We start from the raw sequence: 16,265 nt of genomic DNA, 5'->3' as shown, positions 1-16,265 counted from the left end.
TTGGTACTCATCCTCGGCCGAGCTCTCCGCGACCCCTGTGTCGTCAGATGATGCCGAAGTGGCGAGATACCTCGTCGATCGTGAAACGGGCGCGGAGCTTGCAGGCGGAGTTCTGGTTGGCGAAGAATCCGGTCCGCCACAGTGCTCTCGAGCGCGGCACAGCCTGTTCCCAGTCGACCGGCACGATCCACTCACGACGGTCCTCCCCGTCTTCCTCGGCTGCCGTACCGTCGTGGGCTCGGTAGCTGCCCTTGAGGGGGAGGTCGGTCATCCGATGGCTCTCGCCGTCGACGGTGAGAGCGGCGCTCTCGAAGGGCTGCGGCTCGCCGGACACCGTGCCCACGCCGACGTATCCCGTTTTGGGTATGTGAGTGAAGACCCGCGCCCCCACTGGCAGGGAACGGAGCGTGCGGGAGAACCAGTCACCGCCACCGGCCGACACAAAGCCGTAGCGCAGCGCGTCCTCCCAGCTCCGGTGGCCCGACTCGTCGCCGAAGGAGACGAACCAGTCCGTGCCGTTCCACGGCTCCTGTTTGCCCCGCCCCTTCTTTCCCGGAGACGGTGCCGCGTCCTCGACATCGTCCAGTAGCCAGGTGCGCGCTAGATAGGAGCGTCCCTCGTCCTCGAAGTAGCGGAAGAAGAGCACATTGACGGGAACCCCGTAGCCGGAGGCCAGGTAGGTGACGATCCGCTCGGTGGCGGCGTCCATCTCGCTTGCAACTATGGTGAGGGCATGGGTGCTGTTCAGCGCTTCCGGAATGCTGCCGCCGAACCGCAGCGCGAACGCCTCGTCCAGTTCCCGAGCCAGGTCCCGGCCACGGGCGTACGCCGCGTAGATCTCCCGCACCTGCTCATTGGTGAGTTCCTGAACCCACGAGCCGTAGTCGAGGACCTGCGCCACAACCTCCCGGGGCGTACGGTCCCGCTTCAGCTCCAACACATGCAGGCTGCCCTCGGCGTCCATGCCAAGCAGGTCGACGACCTTGCCGTGGTCCGTCTGTACCTGTCGGCCGATCAACAGGAGCGGTCTCCCCAAGATCTCTGGATCGGCCTCTATCAGTTCTTCCAGCCTCGACTCCAGTGGCATCGGCCGCGTAACCACGCGCACCGGCTCTTCATCCACCCGCCACAACCCGAACTCCAGCGGCACCGTGTACTCCCCAACCGATCCGACACACTCAGAAGGACAAGCAGACCTGTCGGACTGCGAGGTCTGCAAGTCAGCCTCCAGGCCCCGCCCATGAGCGCGTCGTCGGTGGTTCACACCGTGCGGAGGCCAATGGAGTCGCACCCTCCCCGCCGCCCTCGGCCGAGGGCGCCAGTGGCACAGTGAGCGCATGCAGCCGCCTGCCTGGGCGGGGACCGTGGATACCCCACTATCCGCGCCCGACGCCTTCGACGTCCCCGTGTTCCTCCGCCGTAGCTCACCGCTGGCCCCCGCGCCGCGGCCCACTCCTGTGATGGTGGCCTTGGCCCGCCAACCATTACCCCAGGGCGCTGGCATACCTGCGGACGGCGCGTATCTGGTCGGCACGACGTGGCGTGCGCTCCTGGATGCCACGATCGCGGTGGGACGGGACATCAGCTCCTGGATCACCGCTACGCCCCGTCTCGCACGCCACGAGATCAAGGCACGCCGGTACCCCCTCTCCGCCTACCTGGTACGGGCCGGGCGCGAGGTCGTACCCAGCGTCGTCTACACCCACGGAACGGAGAGCTCGACTCGTACCGCCTTCGGATACCACGTGGGCATGACGATGGCCCAGTGGGCCTGCCAGACGATGGGGCTTGGCCCCACCACACACGCTGAGAGCGCGATACCACAAGGCGCGGCGCCCGGGTGGGACAAGGCGCCCAGTCTGCCGGACCTGTTCGGCACGCACCCGGCCACGTCCGAGCTTTGGCTGGTCGAGGCAAAGGGGAGCCGTCGGCTCGGCATGGGGCCCAGGATCAAGGGGGCGCAGCAACTGGACGTCGGCGCCCTCGTCCCCGTAGCACACCAGAAGGTGCTGTGCGGGACCAGCTTGGAGCGGCGCCTGTTCATGATGATCGACGTCGAGGGCGACCCGCCGGCCGGGGACCCCAGCAACACCTCCGACGAGGAAAGGCTGCAGCAGGACGACGAGGCTCTCCTGGAGCTCGCTCGATCGCGCATGCTGACGTATCTGGCACTTTCGTCGTTGCCGCGGGACGGGTTGCGCGTCACGGCAGTCGGCAGGCCCGAGGAGGCGGCAGCAACGCGAAGGGCCCCGATCCGACTGCTGGAGAGCGACGGGCCCACAGCCGAGCTGCGTCGCCACGTCGCACCAGATTCCAGGGACGCGGACATCAGGCAACGGCACGGCCTGGACATGCTGACGGGACGGATTCCGGGCACGGATCTCATGCTGGGGATGTCCCGACGTCTGTACGGCGCGTGCCGCGAGCTGGCCTACGCAGAGCGTCGCGTCATCGCACGGGTCCGGGAAGAACGACCCATGTACATGGACGAGCTGCCCCGTGGGGTTCAGCGCCAGGAGAACGCGGTAGCGCAGTGGCCCGAACGGCAGATGAGCGATCGCGTGCGTGAGGAAAGAGCCGCTGCTGCTCAGGAGTACGCGCGCAGAGTTCGAGCGGAACAGCTAGACGATCAGCTCCGCTCCGTACGTGAAGGTTTCACGATGGGAGACAGCGGCTCCTGGATGCACCTCATCGATCTGACTCCGCGTCTCGCGCTCCCCAGCGAGGAGGGCTTCCTGGAGGCAGCGACCTCGGACACCTACCTCGCGGTCGAGGAGGAGGCACTCGACCTGGATACCGACGTCGAGTAGCGATGGCCGCCAGAGCTGATGGGCCGGCCTCCAGCAGTCGTCCGGCGCGGACTGGCCAGCGACTCGAACGACTCCCTCAGCGCGAAGCTTGAATGCTCCGATCAGCCGCGTTTCCTTGGTTGCAGTTCTGGTTGCACTCACCGGCGTACAGCACCGTTCAAAAGCCCCGCTCGACTCGGCTGCACCGCAGGTCAGGACTCCTACGTACGCACCAGAACCCCCAGACGAAGACTTGGAAAGAGTGCGCCCCCGCTGGGATACCGTGCCAGTCGTGCCAACCAAGCAAGTCTGTCCGCGCTGCGGGCAGGACTGGATCCACCCGTACCGCTTCAGGGTCGATGGGACATCCTTCTCGCTGTGCACCGAGTGCGACTCGCTGTGGTGGCCGGGCGAAGCGGTTGAGGTGGCTCACGCGAAGTTCCTCGATGATGTCGTCGCGGAACGCCTTGGCGTAGAGGGAAACCCGTGGGGCGATCTGGTCTGGGCCGACGTCATCGAGCCGACTCCAGACCATGGTGCTTAACCCGCCGCACCACAACGCCCGCAACCGTGCCAGATGCAGGGGTCGACCACGGTCAACACCGGTGCCCTGCGGTCGAGTAGCCCTTCGGTTCCTCAGCCGGCGAAGCCGCAGCTCAGTCCGCAGATCACCCAGCCGCTCTCCTAAAGTGGTTGTCCACCCCTGTCACTGGTCCAGACGCGCTGGAACTCTTCGGCCGGGATGGCTTCCAGCGGGTCCTCTTCAGGGTCGAGCGTCTGGTCTGTCAGGAAGCCGTGCTCGTCCTCCAAGTGCTCCCAGCCGTACCGGTGGAGTCGACCAACCGGAGTCAGCTCGGCCTGCTTGATGGCGATCCACTCACCGCGGGTCGGGTACGGCCTCGAAGTACCACAAGCGGCAGTCCTCATCGGCGTGGCGGAAGTGGTGCCGCAGGGTGGCCCCCTCATCAAGAGATCGGAAGTACGCCACGCTGTCTGCTCTGATGCGCTCCAGATCAACCACAGGATCATTGTGCCAGCGAGCGGGTGCGGTTACAGCGCCCTGACATTCACAAGTGACATCAACGACCCCGGACCCCAGCACCCCTAAGCGGTCCTGCATGGCTGGCGTGGCCGGGTGGTTCCCCCGGCAGTGCCGAGGAGCGCTCGAACTCCTAAAGCGGGTGTCGCAGGTTCGAATCCTGCCGGGGGCACAGCTTGCATAGCAGGTCAGAGAGTCACGGGCCCCTCGTTCCATTCGAACGGGGGGCCTGATTGATGATCGAATGCCACAAGAAGTCCACATCCCCACGAGACCGGTCAAGCAGCCCGGCGGTGGAGATGCGCCACGGTGCCGACGTGATCGGCAGGCACCAGCCACCCCCGGGGGCTAACGGCTGCGGCCCGTCCCCCGCGGCCTGTGAGGGTGGCGGCGGATGTGGACATTACAGTCGGAGACGAGCGACATGTCGCTCGCCGACCTGGCGGTCTCCCGTTGGCGGGCAAACCGTTGGCACTCCGGACACCCGCTCACAGGCTCCGGCTCGGGGAGCGGCAGCCTCCGCTCCACCGGACTCTTGGACCCGTTCACCGGTCTCCTCCTCGTGCGTCGGCGCGGGACGCCTGCCGGTACTCCTCGTGCAGACGGTCCTGCTCCGCGCAGGGGAGGTTCAGGTTCGCGCCCTCGCCATCCATGGCACAGCACGTCGGGCAGGTGGCGCAGTGGTCCGCGAAGCGCACGAACGCGGCTTGCTTGGGGGACACTTGGAGGAAGTCCGCGTGAGGGTAAGCATGCGGCATCGCTCACTCCTCCATCCCGGGGTCCTCGCTGCGCCGTCCGGCGGCGATCAGTCGGGCGACGGCGGGCGGAGAACACAGCGTCGCGGCCGAGTCCATCGGCACCGACCAGTACGAGGCACGTGCCTGAGTGCATTCCACGGCGTCCACCTGAGGTACCCCGAGGTAGCTGCCGAGGCCAAGTAGCTCCACCCCCATCGCGCGCCAGACGTCGGCCGCACGCTGCCGCCTCTTCGGCATGCCGGCAGGCACGAGCGCGTAGTAACGGAAGTGCCGTGGATCGCACACGACCGGGCCGCCGCCGAGGGCCTGCCCCATGAACGCGTCCAGCTCGGCGGCCCCGGTGCAGGACGTCAGGGCGGCCACCAGCCGCCCGGGGATCCGCACGGCGGAGAAGAGGGTGCCCAGCGGCAGCATCGTCACCTGGTGTTCCTGCCACTCCAGCCAAGCCTGGTCGCGGCTTGGGCTCGGCAGCGCCGACAGCAGCCAGTGCGCTGTCGCCAAGCTCCGGTCCGCGGTGGGGTGCACGAGCACCCTCGGCTCCGGGGCAACCGGACGCAGCACGCCGAGCGCTCCCGACGGGCCTGTCCCTCGATGGGTACTCGCGGGCGAATCGGAGTCCACGGCAACACCTTCCCTATACGCTCAGTAGTTGAGTGACTACCTGGACAGTAGAGAACCCGTATCAGCAGTTGAAGTGACTGGCGGTACGGGTGCGGACGGGGACCGCGCGGGGAGAGGTAGGTGTAATGCCGTCGAGCCCGGAAGAAACCCGGACCGGCAGTAGGGGTAGGCCTTCACGGCCACGGATCGGGGTCATCTCCGGCTACGTATTCCGCGTCATCCGGGAGCAACTCGGTCACACACAGGAGGACGTCGCCGAGCAGTTGAAGGTCTCGCCGGACACCATCGCAGGCTGGGAGTCGGGGCGCAGGCCGCTGACCGCAGTGCCGTTGGGGCAGATGCTCGTGCACCGGCGCCGCCTGATGCGGATGGGGACCTCGCCATCCCTGTTGCAGGCCCTCGAGAGGGCGATCGAGGCCGATGTTCTCCTGGCGAGCGCCTTGGACGATGAAACGCCCGCTGACGAAAGCGCAATCGGGGCCTGGGTCATGCAACGGGACCTTGTCGAGGTCCTCGCCTGGCCGCTCACGCGGGTACCACCTCTACCGGTCCGCAATCTGCCCACGCCTCCACGGCCCCGCCGTGGCCCGGTGCCGTCGGCTCCAGAACTACCGGCCACCGACCGGCGCCGATTCTTCGCACGGATGCGGGACACCGCAGAGCAGGCACGAGGCGAGGAACGGTTCTTGTTGCGCCGCCAAGCGCTGTACCTGTCCGGCTACGACGACCAGGCCGACACCGCCGAGTGGCTCGCCCACCAGCAGGCCACCGAACGGCCCAGGGGCCGGCTCATCGACTGGCTCAACGCCCGCTCCGTGGCGGCGGTGGCCACGCGGCAGGGCGACCGTGACCGCATGTGCCACTTCATCGACACGGTCCTGGTCGACGATGACCGCGGGCAGGCAGCGAACCTGAACTACTGGGCCTACTGGATCGGCGAGAACCAACACCTGGAGCTGTCCGACGACTTCATCGCCTCTCACACCCCCGGGCCTTGGCCCGGGGACAAACTGCTGTCGCACCTGGCCCATGGGCTGACGCCCCACCACGGGTACGTCGAGCTGAACATCCACTCCCTCTGGTCCCTGCTCGCCGTCAGGCCGAACCTTCTGAGATCGGGCGCTGCGGCCCGGGCCCTGAGCGACCGGCTGCCCGTGATGTTGGATAGCCGGGAACTGTCTGCTCGCGCTCGCCGTGAACTGGACAGCGTCAGGTACGCGATCCGCCTCGCTGAGGCGTGAGAGGGGACTCAACCGTGGCAGAAGAGATGGCCCAGGTCGCGCGGTTCCTGTACGAAGTGGGAACGCTCAAGCAGTCCAAGCGCACCGGCTGGTGGATGGCTGGAGTACGCGACCCGGAGAGCGTGGCCGAGCACTCCTGGCGCACCTCGCTGATCGCCTCCGTCATCGCCAAGCTGGAAGGGGCGGACCCCGCGCGTGCCGCCTTCCTCGCGGTGTGGCACGACTCTCAGGAGACCCGCACCGGCGACGTCAACCACCTGTCGAAGAAGTACGCCGGCGAGGCAGACCCACAGGCTGTTACGGCCGACCAGGTGACAGGCATGCCCGAGATCCTCGCCGCCACCGTGCGAGAACTGATCGGCGAGTACGAGGCCCGGGAGTCCCCCGAGGCTGTCTGCGCCCGAGACGCGGACAAGCTCGAGTGCATGCTGCAGGGCATTGAGTACAAGGCCCAGGGCTACGAACTCGCCCAGCGCTGGATCGACAACAGCCGCAACCGGCTCACCACGAAGACCGCGAACGAACTCGCCGACCAACTCCTCCAGATGGACCCCCTGGACTGGCTGCGCAGCACCATGGGGGAATAGCAACGCCTCCGGACACAACGCAAGGTTCCTCTCGCCTTCTGGAGTGAGAGGGCCTTCGCGTCCCCTGCACCACCTGGACGATTTGACCAGTGCTCTGCCTGCCCCTGGCTCACCGTCGAATCGGCGAACTCCCAGCGTGTGCATATGACTTCAAGCCCCGCGCCACCGACTGAGTTACAAACTTTCTCTACTGGTTCAAGCCCCGGCTGCGCTCCGCTCCGCCGGGCGCGCTTCCCGGCTCCGCTCCGGGCGCCGCTCCTGCCTTCGGCCCGCTCCGCCCGCGCTGCGCCGACGCGCGCCACATGTGGATAGGGCCGAAGCCATGAGGCGAGCACTGCACAGAGCGGCCCGTGGTCAAGGCAGTGCCTCCGGCGGGGGATCGGCCGGCACCGGGATGGAGGGGGTACCGTCGCCGACCGCGGGCCGTAGTGGCGTGCGCGGGAGCTGCCATCCCGTCCACCGCCGACCCAGGCAGAGCCGAGCAGACGCGGCCCCTGGCGTCCAGGTCGTTCGTACAGTGGCGCGCTCCACCTGGACGCCAGGAACCACGCCCGCTCCACGGTGTGTGGGTCGACGGCGGACGGGATGGCAGCTAGGGAAGGTTGTGGGCTGAGGGCCGTCCCGAAAATGCGGCCGCGTCGCAACCTTAGGCCGGCTCCATGGCAGAGCGGCAGCCGAGGTAAGAGCATTGTCCGAGGCTACCCGCGACCAGATGGAAACCTTCGGCCCGGAACGCCCAGCGATGAGCGGCTTCAGACGATATTGACCTGGAATTTGTGGGCAGTCGCGCGGTGCTTCCCCCCGGCGGCGCAACTGTTGTCGACGTCATGGGGTTCGAAGAAGAGAACGAAACACTTCTCGCAGAAACGCCAGTCATTCTGTAGACCAGGGGCGGTTCTTACGTCATAGGGCAGGAGATAGGCATGCCCCTCCGCCACGTGAAGGTGAGCGGAGTTGATGTACCCAGACGGGCAAACCCCTCGACTGCCGTTCAATACGCCATCCCAGTAGAGCATCTTGCAGCGCTGGCACCTACGCCATCCCTCCGAGCGGTGCAGCGCGTACTGCCCATACGGAACTCCAAGGATCCATCCCGAAGGCTGATGCGGATCCCACACATCGCCGGTGGCCGAAATCCAGGTTCCGTCATCGAAAGTGATGGTCGTCTGACCGGTATGCTTCGTGGGAGGGCAGGCTCCCTGACTTCCGCCGGGCGCATGATAGAGCGCCTTACATCTACCGCAGGTGATCCAGGCCGATTCGGGCTCCCTGAGAAGCGCCTTTTCGCCGATTATGAAGCGGGCAGGCACCTTTTTATTGCCGCCCGTGATCGCGGAATTGTAGGAGTAAAGCTCCCTGTTCGGGCCCCCCATGAACACTTCCGCCTCGTTGCCACCCGAAAACGGGTTATCCCAGCGGACGCGACACTCGGTCCCCACGTCGTCCATCGCATATCGAACGATCCCCTCCGTGCCGGTTGCAATTCCTCCCGAAGCGCTCCTAGCACCAAAAACATTGGACGAGAAGGGTTCGATAACGGCCGCAGGAAGCACCTCGAACGCACCGTGCGAAATATCCCTTCCGACATATCGAAGCTTACAAGTGGTAGCGTTGATGACCTCCACGACAACCGATCGGGCCGCATCTTCCAAGAGCGCCGACACGTCGTCGATTATGTCACGCGCCGCCTGGACCTGCTTCGCGAGGTCCTCAAGATCGATATCGACCATCGTACGCGCCCTTCTACGGCACTCCATACGGCGATTGAAGCAGTACACGCGGTATATCCCTCACGGTAAGTCCAGCATGCCCAATTGCCAACACGTGTTCCTTCTTTTAAAATGCCTGACCGCTACATTCCTCGCGGGCACAAGGGTCGGACGGGCGATCGGGGTGGCGACCCGGACTATGACGGCTAGTCAACGACCCCGAAAACAAAATGAGTTGCGCCAGAAGTAACCGCACAGTCGCAGACCCCAGCCGTGGCGGCCAATATTTCACTGAGTGGCTACGGCTACCGATTCGTGCGACCCTTGATACGGACTTGAGCGAACAGTCCTGACGAGCAGAAGTAGAGCCGTCAACGATGAAGGGCCAACCACCATGTTCTTCTACAATGTGGACTCGGGGGTGGCCGCATCAGGGGCATTGAATGCTGAAGGCGACTACATCCATCTAAAGGGTCTCGGCCCGTTCGGGAAGTGGACCCATATCGTCCGCCTCGAGGCGCTCCTCTTCTTCTACAATTCGGATTCGAGAGCGGCCGCGGTGGGGAGGGTCGAAGACGGTGGCGATTTCACCCACCTCGCAGACTTTCCCAACGGGCAATTCGGGCAGTGGAGTGCGATCGTACCCCTCGAGGCAGGTCTGCTTTTTTTCTATGATTCTGCATCGCGGGCCGCAGCATCAGGCATGTTGAACGCCGATGGCGGCTATGCACATCTCCAAAGCTACAGCGGCGGACAATTCGAACAGTACAGCCACGTCGTTGGCCTGTTGGGAGGGCGACTCTTCTTCTACGACAGGGACTCCCAAGCTGGCACATCGGGCAAACTTTCCGCCGACGGTGAGTACTTCCCCCTCCAGCACTTCGGAGAGCAAGAGCTCGAACAGTGGACCCACGTCGTACCCGTCGGCGGTGGTCGACTGTTCTTCTATGACTCACTTACGCGAGCAGCAGCGTCGGGAAAGGTGGGTGCCGACGGTGCGTATATTTCCCTCAGGGACTTTCCTGCCGGGCAGTTTTCGCAATGGACTCACATCGTGACCGTCGACCGCAAACGGCTATTCTTCTACAACAAAGGCAGTGGTGCGGAGCCGTCCGCTGCCGCATCGGGCGAGGTCGGCTCCGACGGTGAATACGTCAACCTCAAAGACTTTGCTGCCGGACAATTCGCGCGATGGACCTTGATTGTCGGCTGAATCATTCCAGAACGTGAATCGGCGGGGGCGCGGGGAGGTACACGGGCGCCTGGTTGATCGGCTGACCCGTCATCGTGGCTAACTGTCGTCGACTGAGGCTCAGACACCCCGGGGGGCCTGCTCCGCCAAGCGACGTTCGAGGCGAAGGGACCGTGCCATTGGCGTGCCAGATCCTGCGGGGAACCATGGGGAACACCGGGAACCGGGCCTGGGCAGGACCAGTACTCCAACACCACTCCGTCGCAGGTCAGCCCAGCAGCAACCGCCAAGAAACCCGAGCTTCCCAAGCTGAGAGCTCGCCAAGTCACTCCGTCGAAGCACGGACAAGCCGGGCGCGATGTCCACGCTCAGCGGGACGTCATCCACGAACGGTGAAGCGGCTCGTGTCGACGGTTCCGTGATTGTTCCACTTGCAACTACCTCCAACGCGGGCCGATGTCGGGGCACACGCCCTCCCTAACTGTGCAGAGTGGGCCCGATTGTCGCGGGGCCTCTGGATGCCTCCACACGCCGAGGCCAAACCGAGCGACATGATGAGACGTTTGGGTCTGCTGTCAGAACGCCGGACGGTGCACTGTGCTGTCACCGCCGGTTGGGCAGAGTGGGGGAGATCGATGAATCTGAACGTTGTGACCTTGCTGGTATCGGTAATCGCGCTGGTCACCTCGGCATGGTTGGCATGGAGCCAGCTCACGTCATCCCGAAAGTCGACCGTCCTGGCGATGATCTTGGAGGGGTTCAGGGACACGCGGAGTGACGACTACCTTGAAGCGATTGAGTACGTGCTGTACCGGCTGCCCATGGAGCACCCGCAACCTGTCGCCTACCTACAACTCCCCGAGGAAGCGAGGCGGAAGATCCAGCGCGTAGGCCTGTTCTACAACGATCTCGGCAAGCTGGTAGCACACGGTCTCGTCGATGAATCCCTGATCATCGGCGCCTACGGCGGGAGTCTGCTACGGGCATGGACCTTGCTAGCGCCCTACGTCTACTTGGAGCGTCAAGAGCACCAGCGAATCCCAATGCGCTACTTCGAAGACCTCGCGTGGCGAGTGTCGTCACGCCGACCAGAGACCGTTTACAGCGAGTTGGGGCTGCACGCGCTTCCCCCGAGGGACGCAGCCTGAGTCCTGCTAAGGACCACCGAGCGCCGATTGCCTCGTCCACCTGGGATAGAGCCGAGCACCTGGCTCCCTTCCTCCGTCTCAGTTTCCGTCTCATTCAGCCTGGTTCACAGCAGTTCAGGGGAGGCCCAGAGCCGATCGACACCTTGTGACGAGACAGCCATGAACCCAGGTGAACGCCCATGCACTCCGCCCACCACCCCACCAACACAGTTGGAAAGCGTGTTGGCGGGAGAGCAGAGCGGGTACTGCGCCCGGTCGGCGATACGTGATCAGCTTGGGGTGTGGAGACCATCATCGCCAGTTTCATAGCCGTTCTGGGGACCCTGCTCGGCTCGGGACTCACCCTGGCGTTTCAGCAGCGCACCACCGACAAGGGGCATCAGTTCACCCACCATGAGAGGCTCCGGCAGGAGCGACTCGATGCTTACTCCGCCTACGCCGGCGCACTCATCAACTACCGCCGCTGCCTGGTACATCTCTGGTTCTGCGAACACGAACAACCACCACACGAAGACCCCAGCATGGTGCGAGTCCGCGCATACGACCTGCGCTCCAACGCCCAAGAAGCTCTCTTCCGGGTGCAGATGCTCACCGATGACGACGCTTTGAGCGAGGCGGCAGAAGCTGCACTTGCGGTCGTCACAACCCTGCCCAAGACGGACAGCAGGACCGAGCTGGACCAGCGCAGGGTGAAGACCCGCGACGACATCAGTCGACTGGTTAGAGCGTCCAAGCGGCATCTCTAATGCGCCTGCCGATGCGTCCGCACGTAGGGTCAGCCCGTCAGAGCCGTGCGCCGCACCACAAGCGCACCAGACGAGGTGGGGAACAGGGGGGGGGAAATCATGGTGAAAGCGCTCCAGCCTGAGGAGGCGGCAACCGGCCCCAGGTCATAGCCCGGACAGGCGCCAAATGCCCGCAGCTTCCCAAGCTGAGAGCACGAAATTGTTCTACGAGCAGTCTTCAGCGAGGTGCCTGTGTGCCTGGGTACAGCTCGATACGCAGGCTGTCGTCATCGACGATGACGTATGTGGGGCCGGTGTGGTGGTGCCAGCCCAGAGGTAGGGCGTAATAGCGCTGGTCGCGCTGGACGAGCAAGCGCAGTTGACTGTACCGGTACCGGTAGTGCTGGTCCTTTCCAAGATCCTCCACCAGTGGACCGGGGGATCCCGGCATGCTGAGACGATCGGTGCTGAGGACCACCACGGCAGTGCGACTCACCAAATGGTCGGCTGTTCGTTCTGCGGCTGCTCTGCCTTGCTGGCCTGCCGCCATACCGGCCGCCCACACCAACAGCAATGCTGCCATAGTGAGGCTCATTCCCCGCTGCCAGGGCTTCTGGTCGCCAGGCGTGAATAACCCCATCAGCAAGCCGAAGGCCACGGTGACGGGGGCGGTCCAACCAAAAGGCTGGACGTAAGGCCAGAAGGCCATGAGACAGAGTCCGGCGAGGACAAATAGTAAGTGCCGCCGGGCAATCTCTGTGCCCACCTGTTGGGCGCTTCGCGTGATCCGTTCAGAGAGTCCCAGAGAGGCCAAGGCCTGGGGCAGCCAAGGCACGATCACCATCACGGTCATTACGGCAAGTACCGGCATGGTGATCAGCTGCAGGCTCTTGAGTGCAATCTCGGTAAAGCTCAGGCCTAGCGAGAAGGACTGCAGGCGGAAATAGGAGTAGAAAGCGTTGTTGTACATTGCCCCCGCGTAAAACATCAAGGCTGTGAAGAGCGATCCAGCGGCGACAACGGTGTTGATCCATTCGGCCGAGTTGGTGTTCGCCTCTGTCGGCAGAGGAGGGCGGCGCGATGGGCGGACAGGGCGCGCTCTCGAACCAGCCTGCGGAGGTAGGCGTCGAGGCCGCGGTGTGGGTCTGGGAGCCATCGACGGGTCGTTCACGGCCGTTGGTCGGCGAGCACTTGGCTGCCCCGGTCGAAAACGGGGCCGGGGCAGCGGCGATCGGCCTGAGGCTGCAGGATTCGGCATGGTACCTCTATGAGGTAGGTGGCGGCGGTGTCACGCCGGGTGAGCTGATCCTGGCAGAAGGATCATGCAGCGTAGCCGAAGCGCTAATGGCTGGGCTCTCCGGGCAGTCAGAGCCTGGGGCACACGTATCCGCGGGCTCTACGACGGGCGGTTCTGGACAGTCGGATCCTTCTTCGCACGGGTCGGTGGGTTCATCTGTAGGCCCAACGCTCGGGTTGTAGGGATCGTCGTGTCCGGTCGTCTCCGCCGAGGGCGAAGCCACCGGCGGCACCTCAGGGTCTCCAGTGCTCAGACGACTCTCACTGCTCGCACCTGGCCCGGATGACTCACGGCTGCCGCGCCTACCCTCGCTCGCAGTGGAGTGACTGGAGCTGGGGCTGGACGAAACCGTTGGCGATGAGGGCGCCTGAGTGCCTGGTGTGGACCGAGTGCAGCCAGCGGCCAAAAAGGCGCACAGCACGCAGCAGGCTGCTAGGTATGTCTTCCGCGGTCTTAAGCCCATATCCCTCCCCGGAGTGGACGCCAATGGTAGGCGACCCGACGCGAGGCGACCACCAGGACCAATCTTTCGGATGACTGCGGCAACGAGGTCAGTGCAGCACATAAGTGGTGGCAGGACGCGGCCGGCGACCAGCGGCCAACAAGGCTCACTGTGGCCAGCCGGACGAACGCGCCACCGGCTACCGCGGCTTGGCATCCAGAGCTGACATCAACTACTGGGCACAAGGAACAGCCACAATCAGCGCACGATGACCTTGCCTCACGGGCTTCCGTTATCGAAGCCTTCGTGGTCAAACTCCTCAAGGCGGCGGGCAGGCACCGTGGACTATCTGTGGACGGACGCAGCCGCCCGGGCATCTGCAGTACTCCTGACCAGCCGCATCGTATGAGACCCGAGCGGCCTCCGGAACCGTTGATATATACAGCAGCCGACCGCCAACAACCGTCGATGGCTAACTGACTAGCCCGTAAGACCTCAATGACTCTCCGGACGATAGTTCGGGACGGCGAGGTCATGGCCCATGCCTCGCCACCACGCTCCGCCGTCGCGACTTGCGCTAGTGGGCGTCGGGCCCCCTGTAAAGGGGCCGGCTGGAGCGCCACCCGGCAAAGGCGCCATCACGTGAGCGTACGCCCTGAAGATCACCATGGAACAGCACTGCCGCCTCCGGTCTGCGCGCTGGAGGATCAGCCAGGTAGGCATTGATGTGATCCCACGATTGCATGTCGGCCGTGAGGTTTTCGTACCACGCCAGGCTGCGGGCATTGCAGTCCCTGCACAGCAAACCTCGTACGCATTGCCCACACCGAAGTCTCCTCAGCCGTAGTTGCCCTGGATCATGCCTCACACGGAGCCCAACAGGTAGCGACATCTGTACAGCAGCCAAGAACCGAAACTCCGGCAACCGTTCACGTCCGGCACCGTCCTTCTGGTGCCATCGCGCGACCGGTATGTCCCCGACCGATCCACGTGGATCTATGGAATAGGACGCTTCTGACATCCACGGCTGACATCAACAACACGGGACAGGGGCATACCTCAGCCACTTCGTCCGACCGTCGCACCAGTCGACGGCCGTAGCCGGAACGGGCACGGGATCGAACTCCTAAGGCGGGTGTCGGCGACAGCCGTCCTCTGCCTTACCCCCAGGAGCCCAAGGCGCTGTCCGGGCATCAGCGTGTGCGCGCCGAGGCCTCCTGGCTTGGCGCGTCCAGCGCTTGGGGCCGTACCGACACGCCAGTAGTGGACGGCTGCCTGGAGAAGCCCGGGGGCCTTGACAAGCGCACGGGTCTTGGCCCGTGGCCCCATCCGTTGACAGGTAGCAGGTAGGCCCCGTGAGGGCAGCAGCACCCGCACCCCCAGACCGGGCCGTGCTCGGATGGTTGTTCGTGGACCGGGGGCCGGGCTGACTCAGCCACCGTGCGCGAGGTCTCTACCTGCTGCATCGGTCAAGTCTCAAGGTGCCTCCGAACCGGCATCACACCCCACGACGCACCACCCCCAACCACCCCCGCCAACCACCCCAGCTGGCGCCGCACCTGCACCGCGTCCCCACCCTCGTGCCCGTTGAACGGATAGGAATGGATCTCCTTCACCGGTCCCGACCCCGACCCCGCCAACTCCCCATAAACATTGAACGCCCCGTACGCACCGCTCGGCGGACACACCCTGTCCCGCAGCCCCACGCCGAAGTGGGCGGCGGCCGAGGCCCGGCGGGCGAAGGAGATGCCCTCCACGTACGACAGCGTGCGGTACGCCTCTCGCTCCGCGCCCCGATGGACGGACAGATACGCGGCGATCTCCCCGTACGGCCCCGCGTCCGTGAGGTCCAGCGCCCGCCGGATCCCGCACAGCAGGGGAGCCGTGACCAGCAGCGCCGCCAGATCGGGGACGAGCCCCGCGACGGCCAACGCCACCCCGCCCCCCTGACTGTTGCCGGTCGCGACGGTCCGCCCGGCGTCCACGCCGGGCAGCGCCCGTACCGCCGAGACCGCCCGCACCGCGTCGGTGATCAGGCGCCGGTAGTGGTAGTCCTCGGGCTTGAGGAGCCCGCGCACGGCAGGCCCGGGCCCGCCCGGCGCACCGGCGTGTGGATCCGGGGTGTCGCCACCGCAGCCGTACTGGTCGCCCTGGCCGCGGTTGTCCATGAGCAGATGTGCGTACCCGGCGTTCACCCACGTCAGACGCTCGTGCGGCAGCCCGCGCCCGCGCCCGTACCCGGCGAACTCGACCACGGCGGGCAGGGGTTCCCCGACCCCGGCGGGACGGCTGAACCACGCCCGCACCGGGTCGCCCGCGAAACCCCGGAACGTCACGTCCCAGGTCCGGGTCAGCCGCAGCCCCGTCTCCACCGGCCGCACCGACACCAGCGGATCCGCCTGCCCGGCCTCCTTCAGCGTGCTCAGCCAGAACGCGTCGAAGTCGGCGGGCTCCTCCAAGTCCGGGCGATGGCGCTCCAGTTCCGTCAGGGGCAGGTCGAACGCGGGCACGGCGGCACCTCGCAGGAGTCGGTGGTCATCCAGAAACTTGCGACGGACGACGGGCGGCAGACCTTCGGGGTCTACCCAGGTTCGACGGACTTCCAACGCGCCACGGACGCCCCACCTGACTGCCGCAGCACCCATTGACAGCGCTTTCTGCTGCCCTTAGGTTGCCGCGAAGTTACCGGTAAGAGCTCGAAAGTTTCGGTTCCGCCG

The 16,265-nt window shown here is 65.3% G+C and carries 14 protein-coding genes; 7 read left to right on the top strand and 7 right to left on the bottom strand.

Features of this window, described 5'->3' with window-relative positions:
- Positions 1–43: 43 nt before the first annotated feature.
- The gene (locus ACFZBT_RS10160; RefSeq protein WP_391100826.1) at positions 44–1,150 is read right to left on the bottom strand and encodes an endonuclease NucS domain-containing protein; all 1,107 of its coding nucleotides are present in this window, start codon (positions 1,148–1,150) and stop codon (positions 44–46) included.
- Positions 1,151–1,751: 601 nt separating this feature from the next.
- On the opposite strand from ACFZBT_RS10160, the gene ACFZBT_RS10155 reads away from it, so the two are divergent.
- A complete protein-coding gene (locus ACFZBT_RS10155; protein WP_391100824.1) occupies positions 1,752–2,810 on the top strand; it encodes a hypothetical protein in 1,059 nt (352 codons plus the stop codon).
- A gap of 271 nt (positions 2,811–3,081) precedes the next feature.
- Entirely contained in the window at positions 3,082–3,333 is a 252-nt protein-coding gene (locus ACFZBT_RS10150; RefSeq protein WP_391100821.1) for a hypothetical protein, read from the top strand.
- A gap of 333 nt (positions 3,334–3,666) precedes the next feature.
- On the opposite strand, the gene ACFZBT_RS10145 is transcribed toward ACFZBT_RS10150, so the two are convergent.
- The 3 genes from ACFZBT_RS10145 to ACFZBT_RS10135 form a co-directional block, all read right to left on the bottom strand.
- Entirely contained in the window at positions 3,667–3,810 is a 144-nt protein-coding gene (locus ACFZBT_RS10145) for a hypothetical protein (RefSeq protein WP_391100818.1), read from the bottom strand.
- Positions 3,811–4,373: 563 nt separating this feature from the next.
- Positions 4,374–4,586, bottom strand: coding sequence for a hypothetical protein (locus ACFZBT_RS10140; protein ID WP_391100816.1), 213 nt, complete (start codon positions 4,584–4,586; stop codon positions 4,374–4,376).
- Between the two features lie 3 nt (positions 4,587–4,589).
- A complete protein-coding gene (locus ACFZBT_RS10135; RefSeq protein ID WP_391100813.1) occupies positions 4,590–5,147 on the bottom strand; it encodes a hypothetical protein in 558 nt (185 codons plus the stop codon).
- Positions 5,148–5,332: 185 nt separating this feature from the next.
- Between ACFZBT_RS10135 and ACFZBT_RS10130 the strand changes: the two genes are divergently transcribed.
- Both ACFZBT_RS10130 and ACFZBT_RS10125 read left to right on the top strand, forming a co-directional pair.
- Positions 5,333–6,448, top strand: a complete 1,116-nt coding sequence (locus tag ACFZBT_RS10130) for a helix-turn-helix domain-containing protein (protein ID WP_391100810.1) — start codon at positions 5,333–5,335, stop codon at positions 6,446–6,448.
- A 26-nt stretch (positions 6,449–6,474) separates the two neighbouring features.
- Positions 6,475–7,035: an HD domain-containing protein gene (locus ACFZBT_RS10125; RefSeq protein WP_391101471.1), complete on the top strand. Its 561-nt coding sequence runs from the start codon at positions 6,475–6,477 to the stop codon at positions 7,033–7,035.
- Positions 7,036–7,787: 752 nt separating this feature from the next.
- Here the strand turns inward: ACFZBT_RS10125 and ACFZBT_RS10120 are convergent.
- Entirely contained in the window at positions 7,788–8,765 is a 978-nt protein-coding gene (locus ACFZBT_RS10120; RefSeq protein ID WP_391100807.1) for a hypothetical protein, read from the bottom strand.
- A 373-nt stretch (positions 8,766–9,138) separates the two neighbouring features.
- On the opposite strand from ACFZBT_RS10120, the gene ACFZBT_RS10115 reads away from it, so the two are divergent.
- The 3 genes from ACFZBT_RS10115 (at position 9,139) to ACFZBT_RS10105 (ending at position 11,830) form a co-directional block, all read left to right on the top strand.
- Entirely contained in the window at positions 9,139–9,957 is an 819-nt protein-coding gene (locus ACFZBT_RS10115) for a hypothetical protein (RefSeq protein ID WP_391100805.1), read from the top strand.
- Positions 9,958–10,571: 614 nt separating this feature from the next.
- On the top strand, positions 10,572–11,084 hold the full coding sequence (locus tag ACFZBT_RS10110; protein WP_391100802.1) for a hypothetical protein: 513 nt from the start codon (positions 10,572–10,574) through the stop codon (positions 11,082–11,084).
- 281 nt (positions 11,085–11,365) lie between these two features.
- Positions 11,366–11,830 (top strand): hypothetical protein, encoded by a 465-nt coding sequence (locus ACFZBT_RS10105; protein ID WP_391100800.1) that lies wholly within the window; start codon positions 11,366–11,368, stop codon positions 11,828–11,830.
- A gap of 217 nt (positions 11,831–12,047) precedes the next feature.
- Here the strand turns inward: ACFZBT_RS10105 and ACFZBT_RS10100 are convergent, their stop codons facing one another.
- The gene (locus ACFZBT_RS10100; RefSeq protein ID WP_391100797.1) at positions 12,048–12,779 is read right to left on the bottom strand and encodes a hypothetical protein; all 732 of its coding nucleotides are present in this window, start codon (positions 12,777–12,779) and stop codon (positions 12,048–12,050) included.
- A 2,238-nt stretch (positions 12,780–15,017) separates the two neighbouring features.
- The gene (locus ACFZBT_RS10095; RefSeq protein WP_391100794.1) at positions 15,018–16,058 is read right to left on the bottom strand and encodes an acetylxylan esterase; all 1,041 of its coding nucleotides are present in this window, start codon (positions 16,056–16,058) and stop codon (positions 15,018–15,020) included.
- Positions 16,059–16,265: the final 207 nt, after the last annotated feature.

Source organism: Streptomyces sp. NPDC008137 (assembly GCF_042957035.1).
Lineage (GTDB): Bacteria > Actinomycetota > Actinomycetes > Streptomycetales > Streptomycetaceae > Streptomyces.
Note: the sequence above shows the minus strand (reverse complement) of the source record. Positions and strands in the feature narration are given on the sequence as shown.